Below are 16,281 nucleotides of genomic sequence, written 5' to 3' on the forward strand. Positions count from 1 at the left end.
CTGTCAGTCCTGTCCGGCGAAGCGGTTGGCGGGACGGGTGAAGCCGAGTCGTTCCCGGAGCAGTCCGCCGCCCGGGGCCGGGTCGTTCGAGCGCAGCAGGGGCAGGACGCTGCCGGTGATGGCATCCAGGCCGGACGGCAGCGCCAGCGGCCGCAGGGTGACGCCGTCGACGTCCCCGGTGGCCGCCACGTCCGTGATCAGCCGGGCCAGTCCCGGCGCGTCGCCGCGGTAGAGAACCGACGCCGGCTCGTACCGGGCGCCGGACCAGTTCTCGAGTTGCGCGAGGTCACGCTCGGCGGCATCGGCGGTCTCGGCGATCACCACCTCGACGTCGAGCAGGATCCGCAGCGTCGCGGGGTCGCGACCGGCCTCGGCCGCAGCACGTCGCACCCGGACCGCGACGTCGCGCGCGGCGTCGACGGTGGGCGCGGCGATGCGGATCACGTCGGCGCGGGCGGCGGCGACCCGGGTGGAGTGCTCGTCCCGCGCACCGATCACGATCAGCGACTGCCCCTGCGGCGACCGCGGCGTGATCGAGGGACCCTTGACGGAGAAGTGGTCTCCCTCGAAATCGATGTAGTGCAGCTTGTCCCGGTCGATGAAACGGCCGGTGGCCACGTCGCGGATCTCGGCGTCGTCCTCCCAGCTGTCCCACAGCAGGCCGACCACCTCGATCGCGTCGGCCGCCTCCGCCCACAGATTCTCGGCGTCCTGCGCGTCCTTGCGCCCGAACAGATCCGCCTGGACCTGACCGGAGGACACGTCGACCTGCCACCCGGCCCGGCCGCCCGACGCGTGGTCGAGGCTGGCGATCGCCTTGGACACGTGGAACGGTTCGGTGTGCGTGACGGTCACCGTGGGGACGAGGCCGATGCGCTCGGTGGACGCGACGGCCCGGGCGGTGATCGCCACGGCGTCCAGTTGCCCACGCTGATCGGCATGTCCGGTCGTGGCGATCGCGAAGGAATCGCCGACGAACGCGAGGTCCACGCCGGCCGAGTCGGCCTGCCCGATCAGGCCGGTCCAGTAGGCGGCGGTGAAGAGGTCCTCGGCGCGCGAGTCCTGGCGACGCCAGGACTGCGGATGAATCCCCGTGCCGTACAGATCGACGGCGACGAGGGGACGGTGTGGCTCAGGCATGAATCGATTCCTCCAGCTGTGCGGAACGTGGGCGCCCGACGGACCGTCCCGGGATGGCGTCGAGCAGCTGCCGGGTGTAGTCGTGGCGCGGGTTGTCGAATATGTCGGCCGCGGTGCCCGATTCGACGATGCGGCCGGACCGCATCACCGCGACCGTGTCGCTGATCTGCCGGACCACGGCGAGGTCGTGCGAGATGAAGAGGTAGCTGAGCCCGAGGTCGCGTTGCAGGCTCTCGAGCAGTCCGAGGATCTGCGCCTGCACCGAGACGTCCAGGGCCGACACCGGTTCGTCCAGCACCACGAGTTCGGGGCGCAGAGCGAGCGCGCGGGCGATGGCGACCCGTTGACGTTGCCCGCCGGACAGCTCGGCCGGCCGGCGTTCGAGGTAGGTGCGCGGCAACGCGACCTGTTCGAGCAGTTCGGCCACCCGCGCGGCCCGCTCCGCCCTGGTTCCGACATCGAACGCACCGAGCGGTTCCGCGACGATGTCCGCGATCGCCAGTTTCGGATCGAGGGAGGCGTACGGGTTCTGGTACACGATCTGCACCCGCCGGCGCAGTGCCCGCAGCGCGCCGCCGCGCAGACCGGTGATGTCCCGGCCGTCGAACTCGACGCGGCCCGCGGTGGGCGACTCCAGCCGGATCGCGATCCGGGCCACCGTGGACTTGCCCGACCCGGACTCCCCCACCAGCGACAGGGTGCGCCCGCGGGGGACCTCGAACGATACGTCCCGGACGGCGTCGATGGACGTGCGCCGGTCGATCCTGAACGTCCTGGACACCCCGGAGACGCGCAGCAGGACGTCGGGGCCGGCTCCGCCCGCCTCCTCGCCGCGGGTGCGGTCCTGTCCCACCGACAGGCTCGGCGCCGCGGCCAGCAGGGTGCGGGTGTACTCGTGCTGTGGGTTCGCGAGGATCTGACGGGTCGGGCCGGCTTCCACCACCTCGCCCTGGCTCATCACCACGATCCGGTCCGCCCGGTCGGCCGCGACACCCAGATCGTGCGTGATCAGCAGGACCGCGGTGCCGGATTCGGCGATCCGCGCGTCGAGATGATCGAGGATCCGGCGCTGCACGGTGACGTCGAGGGCGCTGGTCGGTTCGTCCGCGATCACGAGTTCGGGGCTGCACGCCAGTGCGATCCCGATCAGGACACGCTGCCGTTGCCCGCCGGACAGGTCCTGCGGGTACTGCCGCGCCCGCACCTCGGGCTCGTCGATCCCGGCCTCGGCCAGAATGCGCACCGCCTCGATGCCTGCCGTCCGCCGGTCGGCGAGACCGTGGATCCGGAGCACCTCCGCCACCTGGGCGCCGACCCGCAGGACCGGGTTGAGCGACGTCGTCGGGTCCTGCGGAACGAGGCCGATCCGGGCGCCGCGGACGCGTTCGAGTGCGCGTTCCGACTTGGTGTCGAGACGCTCACCGTCGAACGTGACGGTGCCGGCGACGGCCCGCCCGGATCCGCTGAGCAGTCCGAGAATGGCGTGCGCCGTGGTGGATTTTCCGGAGCCGGACTCGCCGACCACGGCCACCACCTCACCGCGCGCGACCGTGAGGTCGACGCCCTGCACGGCCACGATGGGTTCGCCGGCGCTCCCGTACGCCACCCGCAGTCCGGAGACCTGCAGCAGCGGAGTGTCGTTCGCGCTCATCGCACTTCTCTCTGTTCGAGTGCATGCCCGAGCCGGTGCGCCGACAGCACGACGGCCACGATCACCAGTCCGGGCAGGGTTGTCATCCACCACGCGGTGGCGAGGTAGTTCCGGCCCTCGGAGATCAGCGAGCCCCATTCCGGGGTGGGCGGCACCGCGCCGAACCCGAGGAAGCTCAGCGACGACACCGCGAGGACCGCCATGCCGAACTCGACGGCGGCGAGGGCGACGACCGGCGCGTACGAGTTCCGCAGCACGTGGCGGCGCAGCACCGTGTGCCAGCGGACACCCGACGCGAACGCGGCCTCGACGTACAGCGACCGCCGCACCCGCAGCACCTCCGACCGCATCACGCGGGCGAAGTTCGCGATCAGCGACACGCCCACCGCGATCGCGACGTTGACCGTGCCGAATCCCAGTGCGGTCACCAGTGCCAGCGAGAGCAGCAGCGCGGGAATCGACAGGAGGACGTCGACGACCCGCATCAGGACGGCGTCCAGAGCACCTCCGAGGGCGCCGGACAGCAGTCCGATCAGCGAACCGACGACCAGTGCGATGCCCACCGCCAGCAGTGTCGCGGTCAGCGACAATCCGGCGCCGTGCACCACCCGGGTGTACACGTCGCGTCCGATGTTGTCGGTGCCGAACCAGTGCGCGGCACTCGGCGCCTGCAGCTTCTGCGCGGGCACCCCGACCAGCGGGTCGCCGCTCGCGAACACCGACGGCGCCACCGCGAATCCGACCGCGACGAGGAGCACCGCCGCCGAGGCGACGAGCACGAGGTTGCGACGCCACCACGCCACCACGCGGCGTCCGCGGCCGTGCGGACGGGGCGCGACTGTGGGAGGCGCGTCGACCGGCGGAGGGCCGAAACCCTCGGCCTCCTCGATCAGTTCTCTGGTGAGGATGTCAGACATGAACCTTCTCCTCCACATTCGCGACGGTGTCGCTGCGCTCGGAACTCCGCCTGCCCTCGACGATCCTGGGGTCGATCAGCGGGTAGAGCAGATCCACGGCGAGATTGACGAGGACGTAGACGAGCGAGCTCAACACCACGATGCCCTGGACCACCGGAATGTCCTGCGCCATCACGGAAGTCTGGGTGAGCCGCCCCACCCCGGCGCGGGAGAACACCGTCTCGACGACGACCGATCCCGCCAGCAGATTGCCGACGAGCACACCGGCGATGGTGAACGCGGGAATGCTCGACAGGCGCAGCGCGTGCCGGGTCTGGATCTGCCAGCGCGACGCCCCCTTCGCCCGCGCGGCCTCGATGAACGGCTGCCGCCACGTGGTCTGCAGACTCGCCGCGAGCACCTGGGCGATGACGGCCCCGGTCGGGAGCGCGAGCGTCACCGCCGGCAGCACCAGCGTCGCGACCCCCTGATCGCCGAACGCGGGGAAGACCTTCAGCCGGAACGAGAACAGTTGCAGCAGAATCAGGCCCACCCAGAACGTCGGCACCGCGACACCGAGCGGGGGCAGGGAGAACAGCAGGTTCCGCACCCAGTGGACGCGCGTGTAGGTGGCGAGGAACGCGACCCCCGCCCCGAACACGACGGCGAGGACCAGCGCCGCGGACGCCAGCGCGAGAGTGCTGGGCACCGCGTTGCCGATGGCCTCGGTCACCGACTGCCCGGTGGCGATCGAGTACCCGAAGTCACCGCGGACGGCGTGGCTCAGCGAGTTCCAGTACTGCACCCACACCGGCTGGTCGAGTCCGTACCGCGCCTGCAGTTCCGCGACGGCCGCCGCGTCGACCGTCGTCCCGGTGGACGCCGAGTCGACGGCGATGCTCACCGGGTCGGACGGCAGGAGGAACAGCACGGCGAACGACACGGTGAACGTCGCCCACAGGACGGCGATCGCCTGCAGCACGCGGAGTCCGAGGTAGCGAATCATGGCTCAGCGTCCGCTGATCCAGGTGTCGAAGAACTGGAGCCGGGCCGAGGCCTCGAACTTCAGGTCCTGCACGTTCGGGCCCGCGCCGATCGCCTGCGACAACTCCACCGTGGGGATCCACAGGCCGTTGTCGAGGATCTGCTGCTGGGCGTCGGCGACGAGCGCGCTCCGCGCGGCGGGATCGGTGGTGGCGAGCTGCTTCGCCAGCACGTCGTCGAGCGCGGGAATCGGGCCGCGGCTGTTCAGGTTGCGGCCTTCGAGCCCGAACTGGGTGCGCAGGATGTCGCCGTCGGCACGGGTGCTGTTGTAGTAGGTGGCGTCGAAGTCCTTGGAATTCTGGCGGGCGGTGGCCTCCGGGGTCGACACGAGGTCGAGCTGCAGGTCCACTCCCACCGCTCTGAGCTGCTGCTGCACCAGTTCGAGGATGGCCTGGTTGCCGGCGAACACGGAGCTGAACAGAACGGGGAAGGCGAGCTTCTGACCACCCTTCTCGCGGATGCCGTCGGCGCCGGGCACCCAGCCCGCCTGATCCAGGATCGACTTCGCCTTCTCCGGGTCGTACGTCACGCCGGGCAGTGCCACGTAGCCCGGGGTGCGGCTGGCCAGGGTGCTGGTGGCCGGCTTGAAGTTGGGGCCGAGCACGGTGTCGACCAGTTCCTGCCGGTTGATCGCCGGCACCAGCGCGCTGCGCACGACGGGGTCGACGAGCGGTCCGCGGGTCACGTTGGGCTGGAAGCCGAACGGGGTTCCGGGATTCGAGGTGGTGAGCACCTGCCCGCCCGCACCTTCGATCTGCGGGGCGTCCTGCGGCAGCGCGTCGCTGATCGCGTCCAGCTGTCCCGAGGACAGGCTGCCCGTGCGGACACCGGATTCGGGGACGACGGTGAACTCGATGGTGTCGAGGTAGGCCTCGCCGTCGTGGGCGAACACGTCGGAACCCCAGTTGTATCCGGCGCGCTTGGCGAGGGTGACCGACTTGTCCTGCTGGTAGTCGGCGTACGTGAACGGCCCGGTGCCCGAGATGTTGCCGGTGCACCGCTCTTCGGCGGACTTCGCGACGGACGCGTCGGACAGGATGCCGAGCTGCGGGGTGGACGACGCCTGGAGGAACTGCGCGTTGGGTGCGGCGAAGTCGACCTGCGCGGTCTGCGGGTCGATCACGGTGGTGCCCGTGTACCCGGTGAGGTAGCTGGCACCCAGTGCGGCCTTGGCCCCGGTGAGGGTGTTCACGATGGCGTCGAGGTTCTTCTTCACCGACTCCGCGGTGAAAGGCGTTCCGTCACTGAACGTCACCCCCTCCTTCAGATGGAACGTGAAGGAGGACGCGTCGGCGTCGGTGTCCCAGCTCTCGGCCAGCCACGGCTTCAGTTCGCCCGTCTCCGGGTCCTGGTCGGTGAGCGAGTCCACCACCTGCCGGGCCACGTAGATCGTCTGGTTGGTGCCCGACTGCGCGGGGTCGGCGCACGTGGGTGCCTGGGACAGGCCGTAGCGGAGGGTGCCGCCGGGCTGGGGCGGGCCCGCGTCCGCGGAGGAACTGCTGGAGCCGCCACCGCAGGCGGTGAGCGCCGTGGCCAGCACGGCGGCGGCGCCGATACCTGCCGCGATGCGGCCGCGGTGGGACGAGGACAAAGGCACTGATGGCACCGAGAACTCCGTGATCTCGAAGAAGTGCCGTGCGCGCTACCCGTCGAGTGGGCAGCGCTCACGCGCACAGAAAGGTGAGGGACACCGGATCCGACGCGGATGCGGTGTGTAGAGCAAGAACCCCGGATGTCTGCCGGGGTGTCAGATCAGCTGTGACAGATGGAGGTGGACAACCGGCAGAGATCGACGTGCAGACGCCCCCAGGCGCTCACGAAGCCTTCGGTCAACATGGTTCCTCCATCGATCCCGGCGGTAGCACCCGCACCCGCGGGGCGGGGGGGTTGCTGCGACGTCAACGAGCCAGGTCTCTCGGTCGCTCTGGATGGTCGTTACCGAGTGTAAGAGATCGCCGGTCGCCGCGCCACACGGCCCCCGCTACCCGACTGCCTGCCGGGGCGGGAGTTCCCGTCGCGACAGCGGCGGGCGGAGACCGAGATGCTCACGCAGGGTCGCGCCTTCGTATTCCGTTCGGTACGAGCCGCGCTCCTGCAGTTCGGGCACGAGCAGGTCGACGATCTCGTCGAGTCCGGTGGGCACCAGGTACGGCGAGATGTTGAATCCGTCGGTCGCCCCGCTGCGAACCCACCGGGTGAGTTCGTCGGCGACCTGCCCGGGGGTGCCCGCGAAACCGGACCGCTGAGTGGTCGCGATCGCGACCTGCCGCAGCGACAGGTTCTGCGCCTCCGCCAGGGCGCGCCACTCGCGGGCGATGGCGAGCGGGTCCTTGCCGTCGCGGGCGGCCCCGCGGGTGACGGAGATCGGTGCGGGCACCGGATCGAATTCGGGCAGTGGACCGTCCGGGTCGCGATCGGACAGATCGCGGCCCCACACCTGACCGACCAGCGACAGCGCCGTCTGCCCGGTGTACTGGCCTTCGCGGACCCAGCGGACCTTGTCCTCCACCTCGGACGCGTTCTCCGCGAGCACGATCTGGGTGCCCGGCAAAATCTTGACGTCGTCCTCGGGGCGCCCCGCGCGGCGCAGTCTCGCCCGGATGTCCTCGGCGAAGCCGAGCGCCTCGTCGAAATGGGTTCCGTGGCGGGAGAAGATCACGTCGGCGTGCGTGGCCGCGAAGTCCCTGCCTGCCGGTGAGTCGCCGGCCTGGAAGATGACGGGATGGCCCTGGGCGCTGCGCGGCAGGGTGGGGGTGATCGTGACGTCGAACTGCGACGTGCGCCGCGACACGTCCTGCACACTGCCCGCGGTGGCCCAGGACGGCGCTTCGGTGCTCGTCGCGACGGCGCCGTCGGCCCACGCGTCCCAGATCGCCCGCGCGGTGCCCAGGAACTGCCCGGCCCGCTCGTACCGGTCGGCGTGATCGAGGAAGCCGCCGCGCCGGAAGTTCTCACCGGTCCACGCGTTGTCCGTGGTGACGGCGTTCCAGCCGGCGCGTCCGCCGGACAGCAGGTCCAGCCCGGACAGTCGCCGGGCGAGGTCGGCCGGTTCGTTGTAGGTGGTGTTCTGGGTGGCCACCAGCCCGATGTGCCGGGTGATGCCGGCCAGCGCCGAGAGCTGGGTGATCGCATCCGGCCTGCCCACGATGTCGAGATCGAGGATCTTGCCTTCCTGTTCCCGCAGGCGTAGACCCTCACCCAGGAAGAAGGCGTCGAACAGGCCCCGCTCGGCGGTCTGTGCCACCCGACGGAACGTTTCGAAGTCGATCTGCGATCCGCTCGTCGGATCCGACCAGATCGTCGTGTGGTTGACGCCCTGGAAGAAGACCCCGAAATGCACCTGGGCTTCGGGCCGGGCGTATGAGTCGTCGGTCATGATCTCCACAACCTTTCAGCGAGAGGATTCTGCGAGGCGCTCGGCCCGGAATCGGTTGGCGGGGCGGTCGAGTCCGAGCGTGCTGCGCAGAGTCGAACCGGGAACGGGACGGTGGGCGGCACCGGCGCGCAGGAGTGCCGGGATCACGTACCGCGCCAGCACCGGGAGGTCCTCGTCGACCACGGCGGGATGCAGGCGCACACCGTCGACCTGCGAATCCAGTGCGCGCAGCAGTTCCACCAGTCCGGTGGCCTCGCCGGCGAACGACAGCCGCTCACTCGACGGGGCGGGAGTGGCTGCGCCCAGCGCCACGTCGAGTTCGGCGAACACCAGCGCCGCCCCGCGGTCCTTCGCCCGCGCGGCGGCGTCGGCGATGTCACCGGGCGTCGTCCCGGACACCAGCACCACGTCGACCTGGGTCGGATCGGTCTGCCCGTCGAGTCCGAACACCACCAGTTGCCCCTGCGGCGGCCGCGGCACGATCGCCGGACCCTTCACCGAGTACGTCTCGCCCCGGAAGTCGATGTAGTGCAGCCGGTCGCGGTCGACGAAACGGCCGGTGGCGTAGTCGCGGATCACCGCGTCGTCCTCCCAGGAATCCCACAGGTTCCGGACCACGGCGATCGCGTCCCGCTCCTCCCGCGCGAGGTCGGCGGGTGCGGTGATCTCGGTCCGGCCCAGTGCGCCCGCGACCCGCGGGTCGGTGTCGCGTGCGGCGATCCAGCCGCCGCGGCCCCGCGACGCGTAGTCGAGTGTCGCGAGCTGGGAGGACGTGTGAAACGGTTCGGCGTAGGTGGTGCCGACCACCGGTACGAGACCGATCGTGCTGGTGGTCGCGGCCACGAACGCGGCGCGGTTCACGGCGTCGATCCGGCCGACGGGTCCCCCGACGGCGCCGGGCGGCAGCAGCGAATCGTCGAAGGAGGCGAATGTGAAACCGGCGTTCTCCGCCGCAGCGACCCGGTCCGCCACCGTTCGCCCGGTCAGCAACCGGTCGGGTGTGTGCGCGGCGCGCCGCCAGGCCTCGGGATGCGTTCCCTCGCCGTCGAGTTCGATGCCCAGATGCAGGCTCATGGCCGTTCCTCCTCTGTGTCGGCCGCGAGGGGGCGGCTCGGAATGGTCTCGCGCAACACGGGCGCCACCTCGGCCTGGAACAGCTCGAGGCTCTCGCGGTGCTGTTTGTCGCTGCCGACGCGGTCGGCGCTCAGGTGGATCACCTCGTGGCCGAACTGCTCGTGGTAGCGCTGCACCTTGTCGATCACCTGCTGCGGGCTGCCGATCAGCGCGGAGCTGCGTTCGACGAAGTCCTCGAGGGTCTCGAATACCACGGGAAGTCCTGCCCTGCGGGCGAAGTCGAGCCGGGCGGCGTGAATCGGCCGCCACACGTCGAGCGCGTCCTGCGAGTTCGGTGTGACGTAGAACCCGGCGGTCCCGGCGCCGACGAGGGCGTCGGCGGGATCGTGACCGTAATGGGTCCACCGTTCGCGGTAGTGCCGGACGAGTTCGGCGTAGGAGTCGATGGGATACGTCACGTTCGCGGAGAAGATCGGATCTCCGTAGCGGGCGGCGAGATCCACCGATTCCTTGCTCGTCGCGCTGCCGTGCCAGATCCGGATCCGCCGCTGCAACGGGCGGGGCAGCGCGACGGCGTGCTCGAGCGACGGCCGGAACGTGCCCTCCCAGGTGACGTCCTCGCTCTCCCACAACTTCCGGAACAGCTCGTACCCTTCTCGGTTGCGGTCCCACTGGTCGTCCGGCGTGACGTGGAACAGCTGTGCCTGCGCGGTGCCGTTTCCCTTGCCGATGATGAGCTGCAGCCGGCCACCCGACAGGTTGTCGAGCGTCGAGTAGTCCTCGAACGCACGGACCGGGTCGAGCAGGCTCAGCGTGGTCACCGCGGTCCACAACTGCAGGGTGGTGGTCCGCGCCGCGATGGCGCTGAGCACCACGGGCGGCGACGAGGACAGGAAGGGGTGTTCGTGGCGCTCGCCCACCGCGAAACCGTCGTACCCCAGTTGCTCGGCGAGGACGGCCGATTCCACGACCTCCCGCAGCCTGGCCGCGGTGCCGATCTTCTCCCCGGTCACCGGATCCGGGTGGTGAGTGATCAGGCTCATCAGCAGAAACTTCATACGGACTCGTACTCCTTTGCGGCGCAGTCGGAAGGCAGGGCGGTGTGCAGGAGCTTCTCGAATCCGTGGACCCCGATTTCCTGCGGTGGGAGGGAGCGGTCGAACAGCGCCGTGTACCCCGCGGCCAGGTACAGGGCCACCGCCTCGGGTTGCCGCGGCCCGGTGGTGAGGAAGATGCGCGAGTAGCCGGCCCGGACGATCTCGGCCTCGAGTTCCCGCAGCACGATGCGCCCGAGTCCGCGCCTGCGGTGCGAGGACGAGGTCCAGATCCGCTTGAGTTCCGCGGTCGTGTCGTCGTAGCGGCGGAAGGCCCCGCCCGCCACCGACATCCCGTCCTCGACCACGACGAGCAGCGCGCCCCCCGGCGCGGCGAACTCTTCCGCCGGATACGTGCTGAGATCCTCGTACATCTGGTCGCGGGACCGCCCGTACCGAGTGCTGTATTCGGTCGCCAGTTCTTCGAGCAGCGGCGCGGCCAGTGGATCGGTCTGATCGACGAACACGGTCTGCACGGGGTCGGTCCTCTCGCTCACTGTTCCTCCTGTCAGCTGGTCTTCGGGAGCCCGGGCGGGTTGACGACCGACGTGTTCACGGCCTCGTTCGCGATGTTCCAGCGGTCGAGAACCTGTGCGTACGTGCCGTTCTCGATGACATGGTTGATGGCCTCGTTGACGGCGGTAATCAGCCCGTTGTCCTTCTTGGTGAGCACGGCGATCTCACCCTGGAGTGCGTCGCCGGCGCCCGAGAACGTTCCGGCGATCTCGGTCTCCCCGGCCTGCGCCACGTGGAACGACGAGGAGGGGTTGGGGCCGAAGTAGGCGTCGATCCGCCCCGACGCGAGCGGCAGGTAGTAGTCGGTGGCGTTCTGGTAGTAGGTGATGTCGGTGGGTTCGAGACCGGCCGCCACGTTCTGCTCGCTCCACTTCACCAGCAGCGCTTCCTGATTGGTGCCGGAGGAGACCGCGATCTTCAGGCCCGCGACGTCCTTGGGTTCCTTGATCTGGATGCCGCTGTCCTTCTTCGTCTCGAACGCGACCGTGTCGAGGCGGTATGTCGAGAAGTCGTACTTCTCCTTCCGCTCCTCGGTGACGGTGACGTTGGAGATGAAGGCGTCGGCCTCCCCCGAGTCGATCCGGACGAAGTTCTGCGCCCAGTCCGCGGCCTGGAGATCGACCTTCAGGCCGAGGACGTCGCCGATCAGGTATGCGAAGTCGGTTTCCGAGCCGATCAGCGTCTTGTCGTCGTCGGCGTAGAAGCGCAGCGGCGGGGCGGAACCGGCACTGCCCGTGACGACGAGCGTGCCGCGGTCGCGGATCTGCTGGGGAACCTTCGCGGCGATCGACTCGACCTCGTCGGTGGTGATGCGATTCTGATCGGCGGTGAGGTTGTAGCCGGCGGCCGAGGTGGGCCCCGATCCCTCGTCCTCGACGTCGCCGCCCCCGCACGCGGCGGCGAGGAGCGCGACGGTGGTGAGAGCCGAGGCCAGAATCTTCTTACGGAACCGTGCGGTGGACATGTGTGCCTTTCGGGGATCCACACCGGGGTGTGGAGGTCAGAGAACTCGGGAGAGAAAAGCTTTGGTGCGGTCGTGCTGTGGGTCGTCGATGACCTGCGCGGGCGGGCCCTGCTCCACGACGACTCCGGCGTCCATGAAGACGGCCGTGTCGGCGACCTCCCGCGCGAAACCCACCTCGTGGGTGACGATGACGAGGGTGGCGCCGTCGCGTGCCAGTTGCTTGATGACGGCGAGAACCTCGCCGACCAGTTCCGGGTCGAGCGCCGACGTGGGCTCGTCGAACAGGATCACCGCAGGGCGCAGTGCGAGGGCCCGGGCGATCGCGACCCGCTGCTGCTGGCCGCCGGACAGTTGCCGCGGGTACTCGTGGGCCTTGTCACCCACGCCGACCCGTTCGAGGAGGGCGATCGCCTCGGCCTCGACCTCGGCCCGGTCACGGCCCTGCGCCGACACCGGTGCCTCGACCACGTTCTCCAGCACCGTGAGGTGGGGGAACAGGTTGAAGTTCTGGAACACGAATCCGATCCGGGACCGCTGCTTCAGGATGTCGCGTTCCCGCAGTTCGTGGAGTTTGTTGCCCTTGCGCCGGTAGCCGATGAGGTCGCCGTCGATCCGGATGGTGCCCCGGTCGACCTTCTCCAGGTGGTTGAGCGTGCGGAGCAGCGTGGACTTGCCGGAACCCGACGGGCCCAGGATCACCGTCACCTCGCCCTTGCGGACCAGCAGGTCCACACCCTGGAGGACTTCGAGTGCGCCGAAGGACTTGTGGACTCCGCGAACCTCCACCGCGAACTCTGCCTGCTGGGTGTCGGTCGTCATTTCGTGGCCCCTCTCGGTACGGAGACGCCGGCGTCGCGGATCTCGGCGAATTTCCGGGTGACCTTCTGCCACGGAGTCGGGGGCAGTGCCCGAGCCGATCCGCGGGCGTAGTGCCGCTCGACGTAGTACTGGCCGACCGACAACAGCGTGGTCAGGATGATGTACCAGATCGTCGCGACCATCAGCAGGGGCACGACGCGACCGTTGCGGCCGAAGATCACCTGAACCTGGTAGAACAGTTCCGCGATCGCCATCGTCGACACGATCGACGTGCCCTTGAACAGGCTGATCACCTCGTTCGCGGCGTTCGGCAGGATGCCGCGCATCGCCTGCGGCAGAACGATCTTGAAGAACTGGCGACGACGCGGAATACCCAGCGACTGCGCCGCCTCGATTTGCCCGTGGTCCACCGAGATGATGCCGGAACGGATGATCTCGGCGGAGTACGCGGCCTGGTGCAGGGCCAGACCGATGACGGCGGCGGTGAAGCCGCTGATGACGCCGTTGACCTCGAACGTGAAGAAGCCCGGTCCGAACGGAATTCCCAGCGACAGAGTCTGATACAGGTACGTGATGTTGAACCAGAACAGGAGTTGCACGATCAGCGGGATCGACCGGAACGCCCAGATGTAGACCCAGGCGATCACCTGCAGCACCGGGTTGTGCGACAGGCGGCTGACCGCCAGCACCACACCGAGCGCGAATCCGAGGACCGTCCCCCAGAGGGTCAGCTTCACCGTCATCCACAGGGCCTGCAGCACGGAGCCGGCGGTGAAGTACTTGCCGAACGTCGCCCAGTCCCACCCCGGGTTGGTGGCGAGGCCGTGGACGAACTGGGCGAGCAGCACCAGCACGGCGGCGCTGACCACCCACCGCCACGGGTGCCACCGCCGTGCGACCTCCAGCGCGGCGTCCGCGGGCCGGTCACCATTGCCGGACGGTTCGGAATCAAGGGGCGCGGCCGAACGCGCCCGGACGGGGGCGCTCACGCTCGCTCACCACTGGGAACAGACATCACTGAGGCGGCCTTTCACCTGGAGACGGGACGGGGAAGAGGGCGCGTCTTCCGCGGGATGCGGGCGCGCGTCAGGCGCTCACCTGGCGTTTTACCCGGTGAGCGTGCGGTGAGACCTCGTCAACAGTGGCAGGAGGTGGTACGGCACAGGTCGATGTGCCGTCTGCGCCACGCAGGGCGCGCGGGGTAGTTCATGTGCTGCCTTCCATCGATCCCGGCGGTAGCACCCGCACCCGAAAAATTCGGAAGGGTTGCTGCGACGTCAACGAGCCAGGTCTCTCGGTCGCTCTGGATGGTTGAAGCGAACACTAGCTGCATTCCCGGACGTCGTCAACACGGGGTATTTCCCTGCAACACAGGGGAAATGGCGTCGAGCGGACGCAAGAATCACCGTGCGCAGAAGTGCTGACAAGTGGTCGGAGATGCGGTTGGATGAGACGAGCAGTCGCGTATCGCCACCGCCGCGTGACCCGGCTGCCGGGCCGTCCGAGGCCCTTGTAACGTCGCCTCGGTGACACCACTCGAAGTCATCGCGATCCTGGTAGCCGGCGTCGGCGCGGGCGCGATCAACGCCATCGTCGGCAGCGGCACGCTCATCACCTTCCCCACCCTGGTGGCTTTCGGGTTCCCTCCGGTGACCGCGACGATGTCGAACGCGATCGGCCTGGTCGCCGGTGGCGTGTCCGGCACGTGGGGGTACCGGCGGGAGCTGGCCGGGCAGGGGCCGCGGTTGCGGTGGCAGATCCCGGCGTCCCTGTGCGGTGCGGTTCTCGGCTCGTGGCTGCTGCTGCACCTCCCCGAAACGGTGTTCGAACTCGTCGTCCCGGTGCTGCTGATCCTCGCCCTGATCCTGGTGGTGCTGCAGCCGAAGATCCAGGCCTGGGCGAAGCAGCGTGGCAGCCACGAGGCGGGCCTGAGCACGGCGCGACTCACCCTGCTGACCGTCGGCACGTTCGCCGTCGGCGTGTACGGCGGATACTTCACCGCTGCGCAGGGCATTCTGCTGATGGGCGTGATGGGCGCGATCCTGCCGGAGAGCCTGCAACGGATGAACGGCGCGAAGAATCTGCTGTCGCTCATCGTCAACGTCGTCGCGGCGACCGCGTACACGCTCGTGGCCTTCGACCGGATCAGCTGGGCGGCCGCCGGCCTCATCGCGGTGGGCTCGCTGCTCGGAGGCGTCCTCGGCGCCCGCTACGGCCGCCGCCTGTCCCCCACCGCACTACGGGGAACCATCGTCGTCGTCGGTCTCATCGGCCTGTTCCGGCTGCTCGCATAGTCACGCATGCACCCTCCCGCTCCCCCATACTGAGTCGGTGAGCAACGAAGTAGAGCACCCGGGCTGGACCTATCTCATGGACATGGACGGCGTTCTCGTCCACGAAGAGCATCTGGTCCCCGGCGCCGACCTGTTCCTGGCCGAACTCCGGGAGTCCGGCACCCCGTTCATCGTCCTGACCAACAATTCCATCAGGACTCCGCGCGATCTCCGCGCCCGGCTGCTCCGCACCGGCCTGGACATTCCCGAGGAATCGATCTGGACGTCCGCCCTGGCCACCGCGACGTTCCTGGCGAACCAGCGCCCCGGCGGCAGCGCCTACGTCGTCGGCGAATCCGGGCTCACCACCGCACTGCACGACATCGGATACGTCCTCACCGAGAACGATCCCGACTACGTGGTCCTCGGCGAGACCCGCACCTATTCCTTCGAGGCCATCACCACCGCAATTCGACTGGTGGAGAGAGGCGCTCGCTTCATCGCCACCAACCCCGACCCCACCGGACCGTCGCGCGAGGGTTCCCTTCCGGCCACGGGATCCGTTGCGGCACTGATCAGCCGGGCCACCGGCCGCGACCCGTACTACGTGGGCAAGCCGAACGCGCTGATGATGCGCTCGGCCCTGCGGGCCATCGGCGCGCACTCCGCGAACACACTGATGATCGGTGACCGCATGGACACCGACATCGTCTGCGGTCTCGAGGCCGGGCTGCAGACCATCCTCGTCCTCACCGGAATCTCGACGCGGGATTCGGTGGAGTTGTTCCCCTACCGCCCCACCGCGGTCCTCAAATCGGTCGCCGACCTGGTCGGCCGCACGTCGGATCCGTTCGGCGATGCGGCTGCGCCACCCGTGAGTACTTATTAACCGCCGGACGTTAACAAGTACTTACGGGTGGCGGCAGCCGGTGACGCCGCGGAGGGAGGCTGCCTTGTACGTCCCGAACGTGATCCGGTTCCCGTCTCCACCGGCGAACGTCACATCGTGACGTCCGGGCTCGTCGACGTGGACGTCGAGCCGATCCATCCCGGCGTCGGCGGCGACCGCGCGGGCCGCCGCCAGCACCGCCGTCCAGTCGTCGTCGCGGATCGGGTTGTCGGACAGTAGCGCTCGCGTGGTGACGGACTTCCCCGCCGTGTAGGCATACGGTCCGGGGCATCCGCCACCCTGGCTGCGTTCACGATGCCACCGCCACTGGACATCCGGAGCGAGCGCGCCGACGGCTTCGCTGATCCGCACCAGCGCATCGGTGACGTGTCTCTCGGTGACGGCGAGCGTCGGCCTGCCGCTCAGGCTCTCGGCCGCCGCCGCGATCTCCTCGTCGCCGAAGTTGTACGGGTTGTCCGTCATGCCACCACATCCGCTCGTCAGGATCGCCGCGCCGATCACGGCGACCGTCTTCGTCACCCACC

General features: G+C 69.1%; 17 protein-coding genes and 2 riboswitches. Of the genes, 2 read left to right on the forward strand and 15 right to left on the reverse strand.

All coding sequences use genetic code 11. The features are described from left to right. Window positions 1–3: 3 nt before the first annotated feature. The 14 genes from JWS14_RS11585 to JWS14_RS51730 form a co-directional block, all read right to left on the reverse strand. On the reverse strand, window positions 4–1,140 hold the full coding sequence (locus JWS14_RS11585; RefSeq protein ID WP_206013186.1) for an LLM class flavin-dependent oxidoreductase: 1,137 nt from the start codon (window positions 1,138–1,140) through the stop codon (window positions 4–6). Further along, entirely contained in the window at window positions 1,133–2,791 is a 1,659-nt protein-coding gene (locus JWS14_RS11590) for a dipeptide ABC transporter ATP-binding protein (protein WP_206013188.1), read from the reverse strand. Before JWS14_RS11590 ends, JWS14_RS11585 begins: the two co-directional genes overlap by 8 nt. Further along, window positions 2,788–3,708 (reverse strand): ABC transporter permease, encoded by a 921-nt coding sequence (locus tag JWS14_RS11595; RefSeq protein ID WP_095862453.1) that lies wholly within the window; start codon window positions 3,706–3,708, stop codon window positions 2,788–2,790. The genes JWS14_RS11590 and JWS14_RS11595 overlap by 4 nt, the downstream gene beginning before the upstream one ends. Continuing rightward, window positions 3,701–4,693: an ABC transporter permease gene (locus JWS14_RS11600; protein WP_206013189.1), complete on the reverse strand. Its 993-nt coding sequence runs from the start codon at window positions 4,691–4,693 to the stop codon at window positions 3,701–3,703. The genes JWS14_RS11595 and JWS14_RS11600 overlap by 8 nt, the downstream gene beginning before the upstream one ends. A 3-nt stretch (window positions 4,694–4,696) precedes the next feature. Then, complete coding sequence (locus tag JWS14_RS11605; RefSeq protein WP_206015981.1) at window positions 4,697–6,328, reverse strand: ABC transporter substrate-binding protein; 1,632 nt, start codon at window positions 6,326–6,328, stop codon at window positions 4,697–4,699. A gap of 155 nt (window positions 6,329–6,483) precedes the next feature. Then, window positions 6,484–6,567, reverse strand: coding sequence for a putative leader peptide (locus JWS14_RS51725; RefSeq protein WP_310794466.1), 84 nt, complete (start codon window positions 6,565–6,567; stop codon window positions 6,484–6,486). Between the two features lie 4 nt (window positions 6,568–6,571). Then, window positions 6,572–6,666, reverse strand: a riboswitch (SAM riboswitch). Window positions 6,667–6,712: 46 nt separating this feature from the next. Further along, entirely contained in the window at window positions 6,713–8,107 is a 1,395-nt protein-coding gene (locus JWS14_RS11610) for an NtaA/DmoA family FMN-dependent monooxygenase (RefSeq protein ID WP_095862736.1), read from the reverse strand. 15 nt (window positions 8,108–8,122) lie between these two features. Continuing rightward, window positions 8,123–9,181 carry an LLM class flavin-dependent oxidoreductase gene (locus JWS14_RS11615; protein ID WP_072947128.1) on the reverse strand — a complete coding sequence of 353 codons (1,059 nt, stop codon included), beginning with the start codon at window positions 9,179–9,181 and terminating at the stop codon, window positions 8,123–8,125. Further along, window positions 9,178–10,239: an LLM class flavin-dependent oxidoreductase gene (locus JWS14_RS11620; protein WP_206013191.1), complete on the reverse strand. Its 1,062-nt coding sequence runs from the start codon at window positions 10,237–10,239 to the stop codon at window positions 9,178–9,180. Before JWS14_RS11620 ends, JWS14_RS11615 begins: the two co-directional genes overlap by 4 nt. Continuing rightward, complete coding sequence (locus JWS14_RS11625) at window positions 10,236–10,772, reverse strand: GNAT family N-acetyltransferase (protein ID WP_072947130.1); 537 nt, start codon at window positions 10,770–10,772, stop codon at window positions 10,236–10,238. Before JWS14_RS11625 ends, JWS14_RS11620 begins: the two co-directional genes overlap by 4 nt. Before the next feature lie 11 nt (window positions 10,773–10,783). Continuing rightward, on the reverse strand, window positions 10,784–11,755 hold the full coding sequence (locus tag JWS14_RS11630; RefSeq protein ID WP_072947131.1) for an ABC transporter substrate-binding protein: 972 nt from the start codon (window positions 11,753–11,755) through the stop codon (window positions 10,784–10,786). A 36-nt stretch (window positions 11,756–11,791) separates the two neighbouring features. Continuing rightward, window positions 11,792–12,574 (reverse strand): amino acid ABC transporter ATP-binding protein, encoded by a 783-nt coding sequence (locus JWS14_RS11635; protein WP_206013192.1) that lies wholly within the window; start codon window positions 12,572–12,574, stop codon window positions 11,792–11,794. Then, complete coding sequence (locus JWS14_RS11640) at window positions 12,571–13,563, reverse strand: amino acid ABC transporter permease (RefSeq protein ID WP_072947133.1); 993 nt, start codon at window positions 13,561–13,563, stop codon at window positions 12,571–12,573. The genes JWS14_RS11635 and JWS14_RS11640 overlap by 4 nt, the downstream gene beginning before the upstream one ends. A 146-nt stretch (window positions 13,564–13,709) precedes the next feature. Further along, window positions 13,710–13,784 carry a putative leader peptide gene (locus tag JWS14_RS51730; RefSeq protein ID WP_369426197.1) on the reverse strand — a complete coding sequence of 25 codons (75 nt, stop codon included), beginning with the start codon at window positions 13,782–13,784 and terminating at the stop codon, window positions 13,710–13,712. 7 nt (window positions 13,785–13,791) lie between these two features. Then, a riboswitch (SAM riboswitch) is annotated at window positions 13,792–13,888 on the reverse strand. 212 nt (window positions 13,889–14,100) lie between these two features. On the opposite strand from JWS14_RS51730, the gene JWS14_RS11645 reads away from it, so the two are divergent. Both JWS14_RS11645 and JWS14_RS11650 read left to right on the forward strand, forming a co-directional pair. Beyond that, window positions 14,101–14,868, forward strand: coding sequence for a sulfite exporter TauE/SafE family protein (locus JWS14_RS11645; RefSeq protein WP_072947134.1), 768 nt, complete (start codon window positions 14,101–14,103; stop codon window positions 14,866–14,868). Window positions 14,869–14,944: 76 nt separating this feature from the next. After that, a complete protein-coding gene (locus JWS14_RS11650) occupies window positions 14,945–15,736 on the forward strand; it encodes an HAD-IIA family hydrolase (protein ID WP_072947135.1) in 792 nt (263 codons plus the stop codon). A 21-nt stretch (window positions 15,737–15,757) separates the two neighbouring features. On the opposite strand, the gene JWS14_RS11655 is transcribed toward JWS14_RS11650, so the two are convergent. After that, entirely contained in the window at window positions 15,758–16,276 is a 519-nt protein-coding gene (locus tag JWS14_RS11655) for an LppA family lipoprotein (protein WP_241031320.1), read from the reverse strand. Window positions 16,277–16,281 lie beyond the last annotated feature (5 nt).

The sequence above is a fragment of the Rhodococcus koreensis genome (genome assembly GCF_017068375.1).
GTDB classification, from domain to species: Bacteria; Actinomycetota; Actinomycetes; order Mycobacteriales; family Mycobacteriaceae; genus Rhodococcus_F; species Rhodococcus_F koreensis.

Coding starts and splice junctions, on each gene's coding strand:
- JWS14_RS11585 (WP_206013186.1), bottom strand. CDS start 1,140: ATGCCTGAGCCACACCGTCCCCTCGTCGCCGTCGATCTGTACGGCACG.
- JWS14_RS11590 (WP_206013188.1), bottom strand. CDS start 2,791: ATGAGCGCGAACGACACTCCGCTGCTGCAGGTCTCCGGACTGCGGGTG.
- JWS14_RS11595 (WP_095862453.1), bottom strand. CDS start 3,708: ATGTCTGACATCCTCACCAGAGAACTGATCGAGGAGGCCGAGGGTTTC.
- JWS14_RS11600 (WP_206013189.1), bottom strand. CDS start 4,693: ATGATTCGCTACCTCGGACTCCGCGTGCTGCAGGCGATCGCCGTCCTG.
- JWS14_RS51725 (WP_310794466.1), bottom strand. CDS start 6,567: ATGTTGACCGAAGGCTTCGTGAGCGCCTGGGGGCGTCTGCACGTCGAT.
- JWS14_RS11610 (WP_095862736.1), bottom strand. CDS start 8,107: ATGACCGACGACTCATACGCCCGGCCCGAAGCCCAGGTGCATTTCGGG.
- JWS14_RS11615 (WP_072947128.1), bottom strand. CDS start 9,181: ATGAGCCTGCATCTGGGCATCGAACTCGACGGCGAGGGAACGCATCCC.
- JWS14_RS11620 (WP_206013191.1), bottom strand. CDS start 10,239: ATGAAGTTTCTGCTGATGAGCCTGATCACTCACCACCCGGATCCGGTG.
- JWS14_RS11630 (WP_072947131.1), bottom strand. CDS start 11,755: ATGTCCACCGCACGGTTCCGTAAGAAGATTCTGGCCTCGGCTCTCACC.
- JWS14_RS11635 (WP_206013192.1), bottom strand. CDS start 12,574: ATGACGACCGACACCCAGCAGGCAGAGTTCGCGGTGGAGGTTCGCGGA.
- JWS14_RS11650 (WP_072947135.1), top strand. CDS start 14,945: ATGGACATGGACGGCGTTCTCGTCCACGAAGAGCATCTGGTCCCCGGC.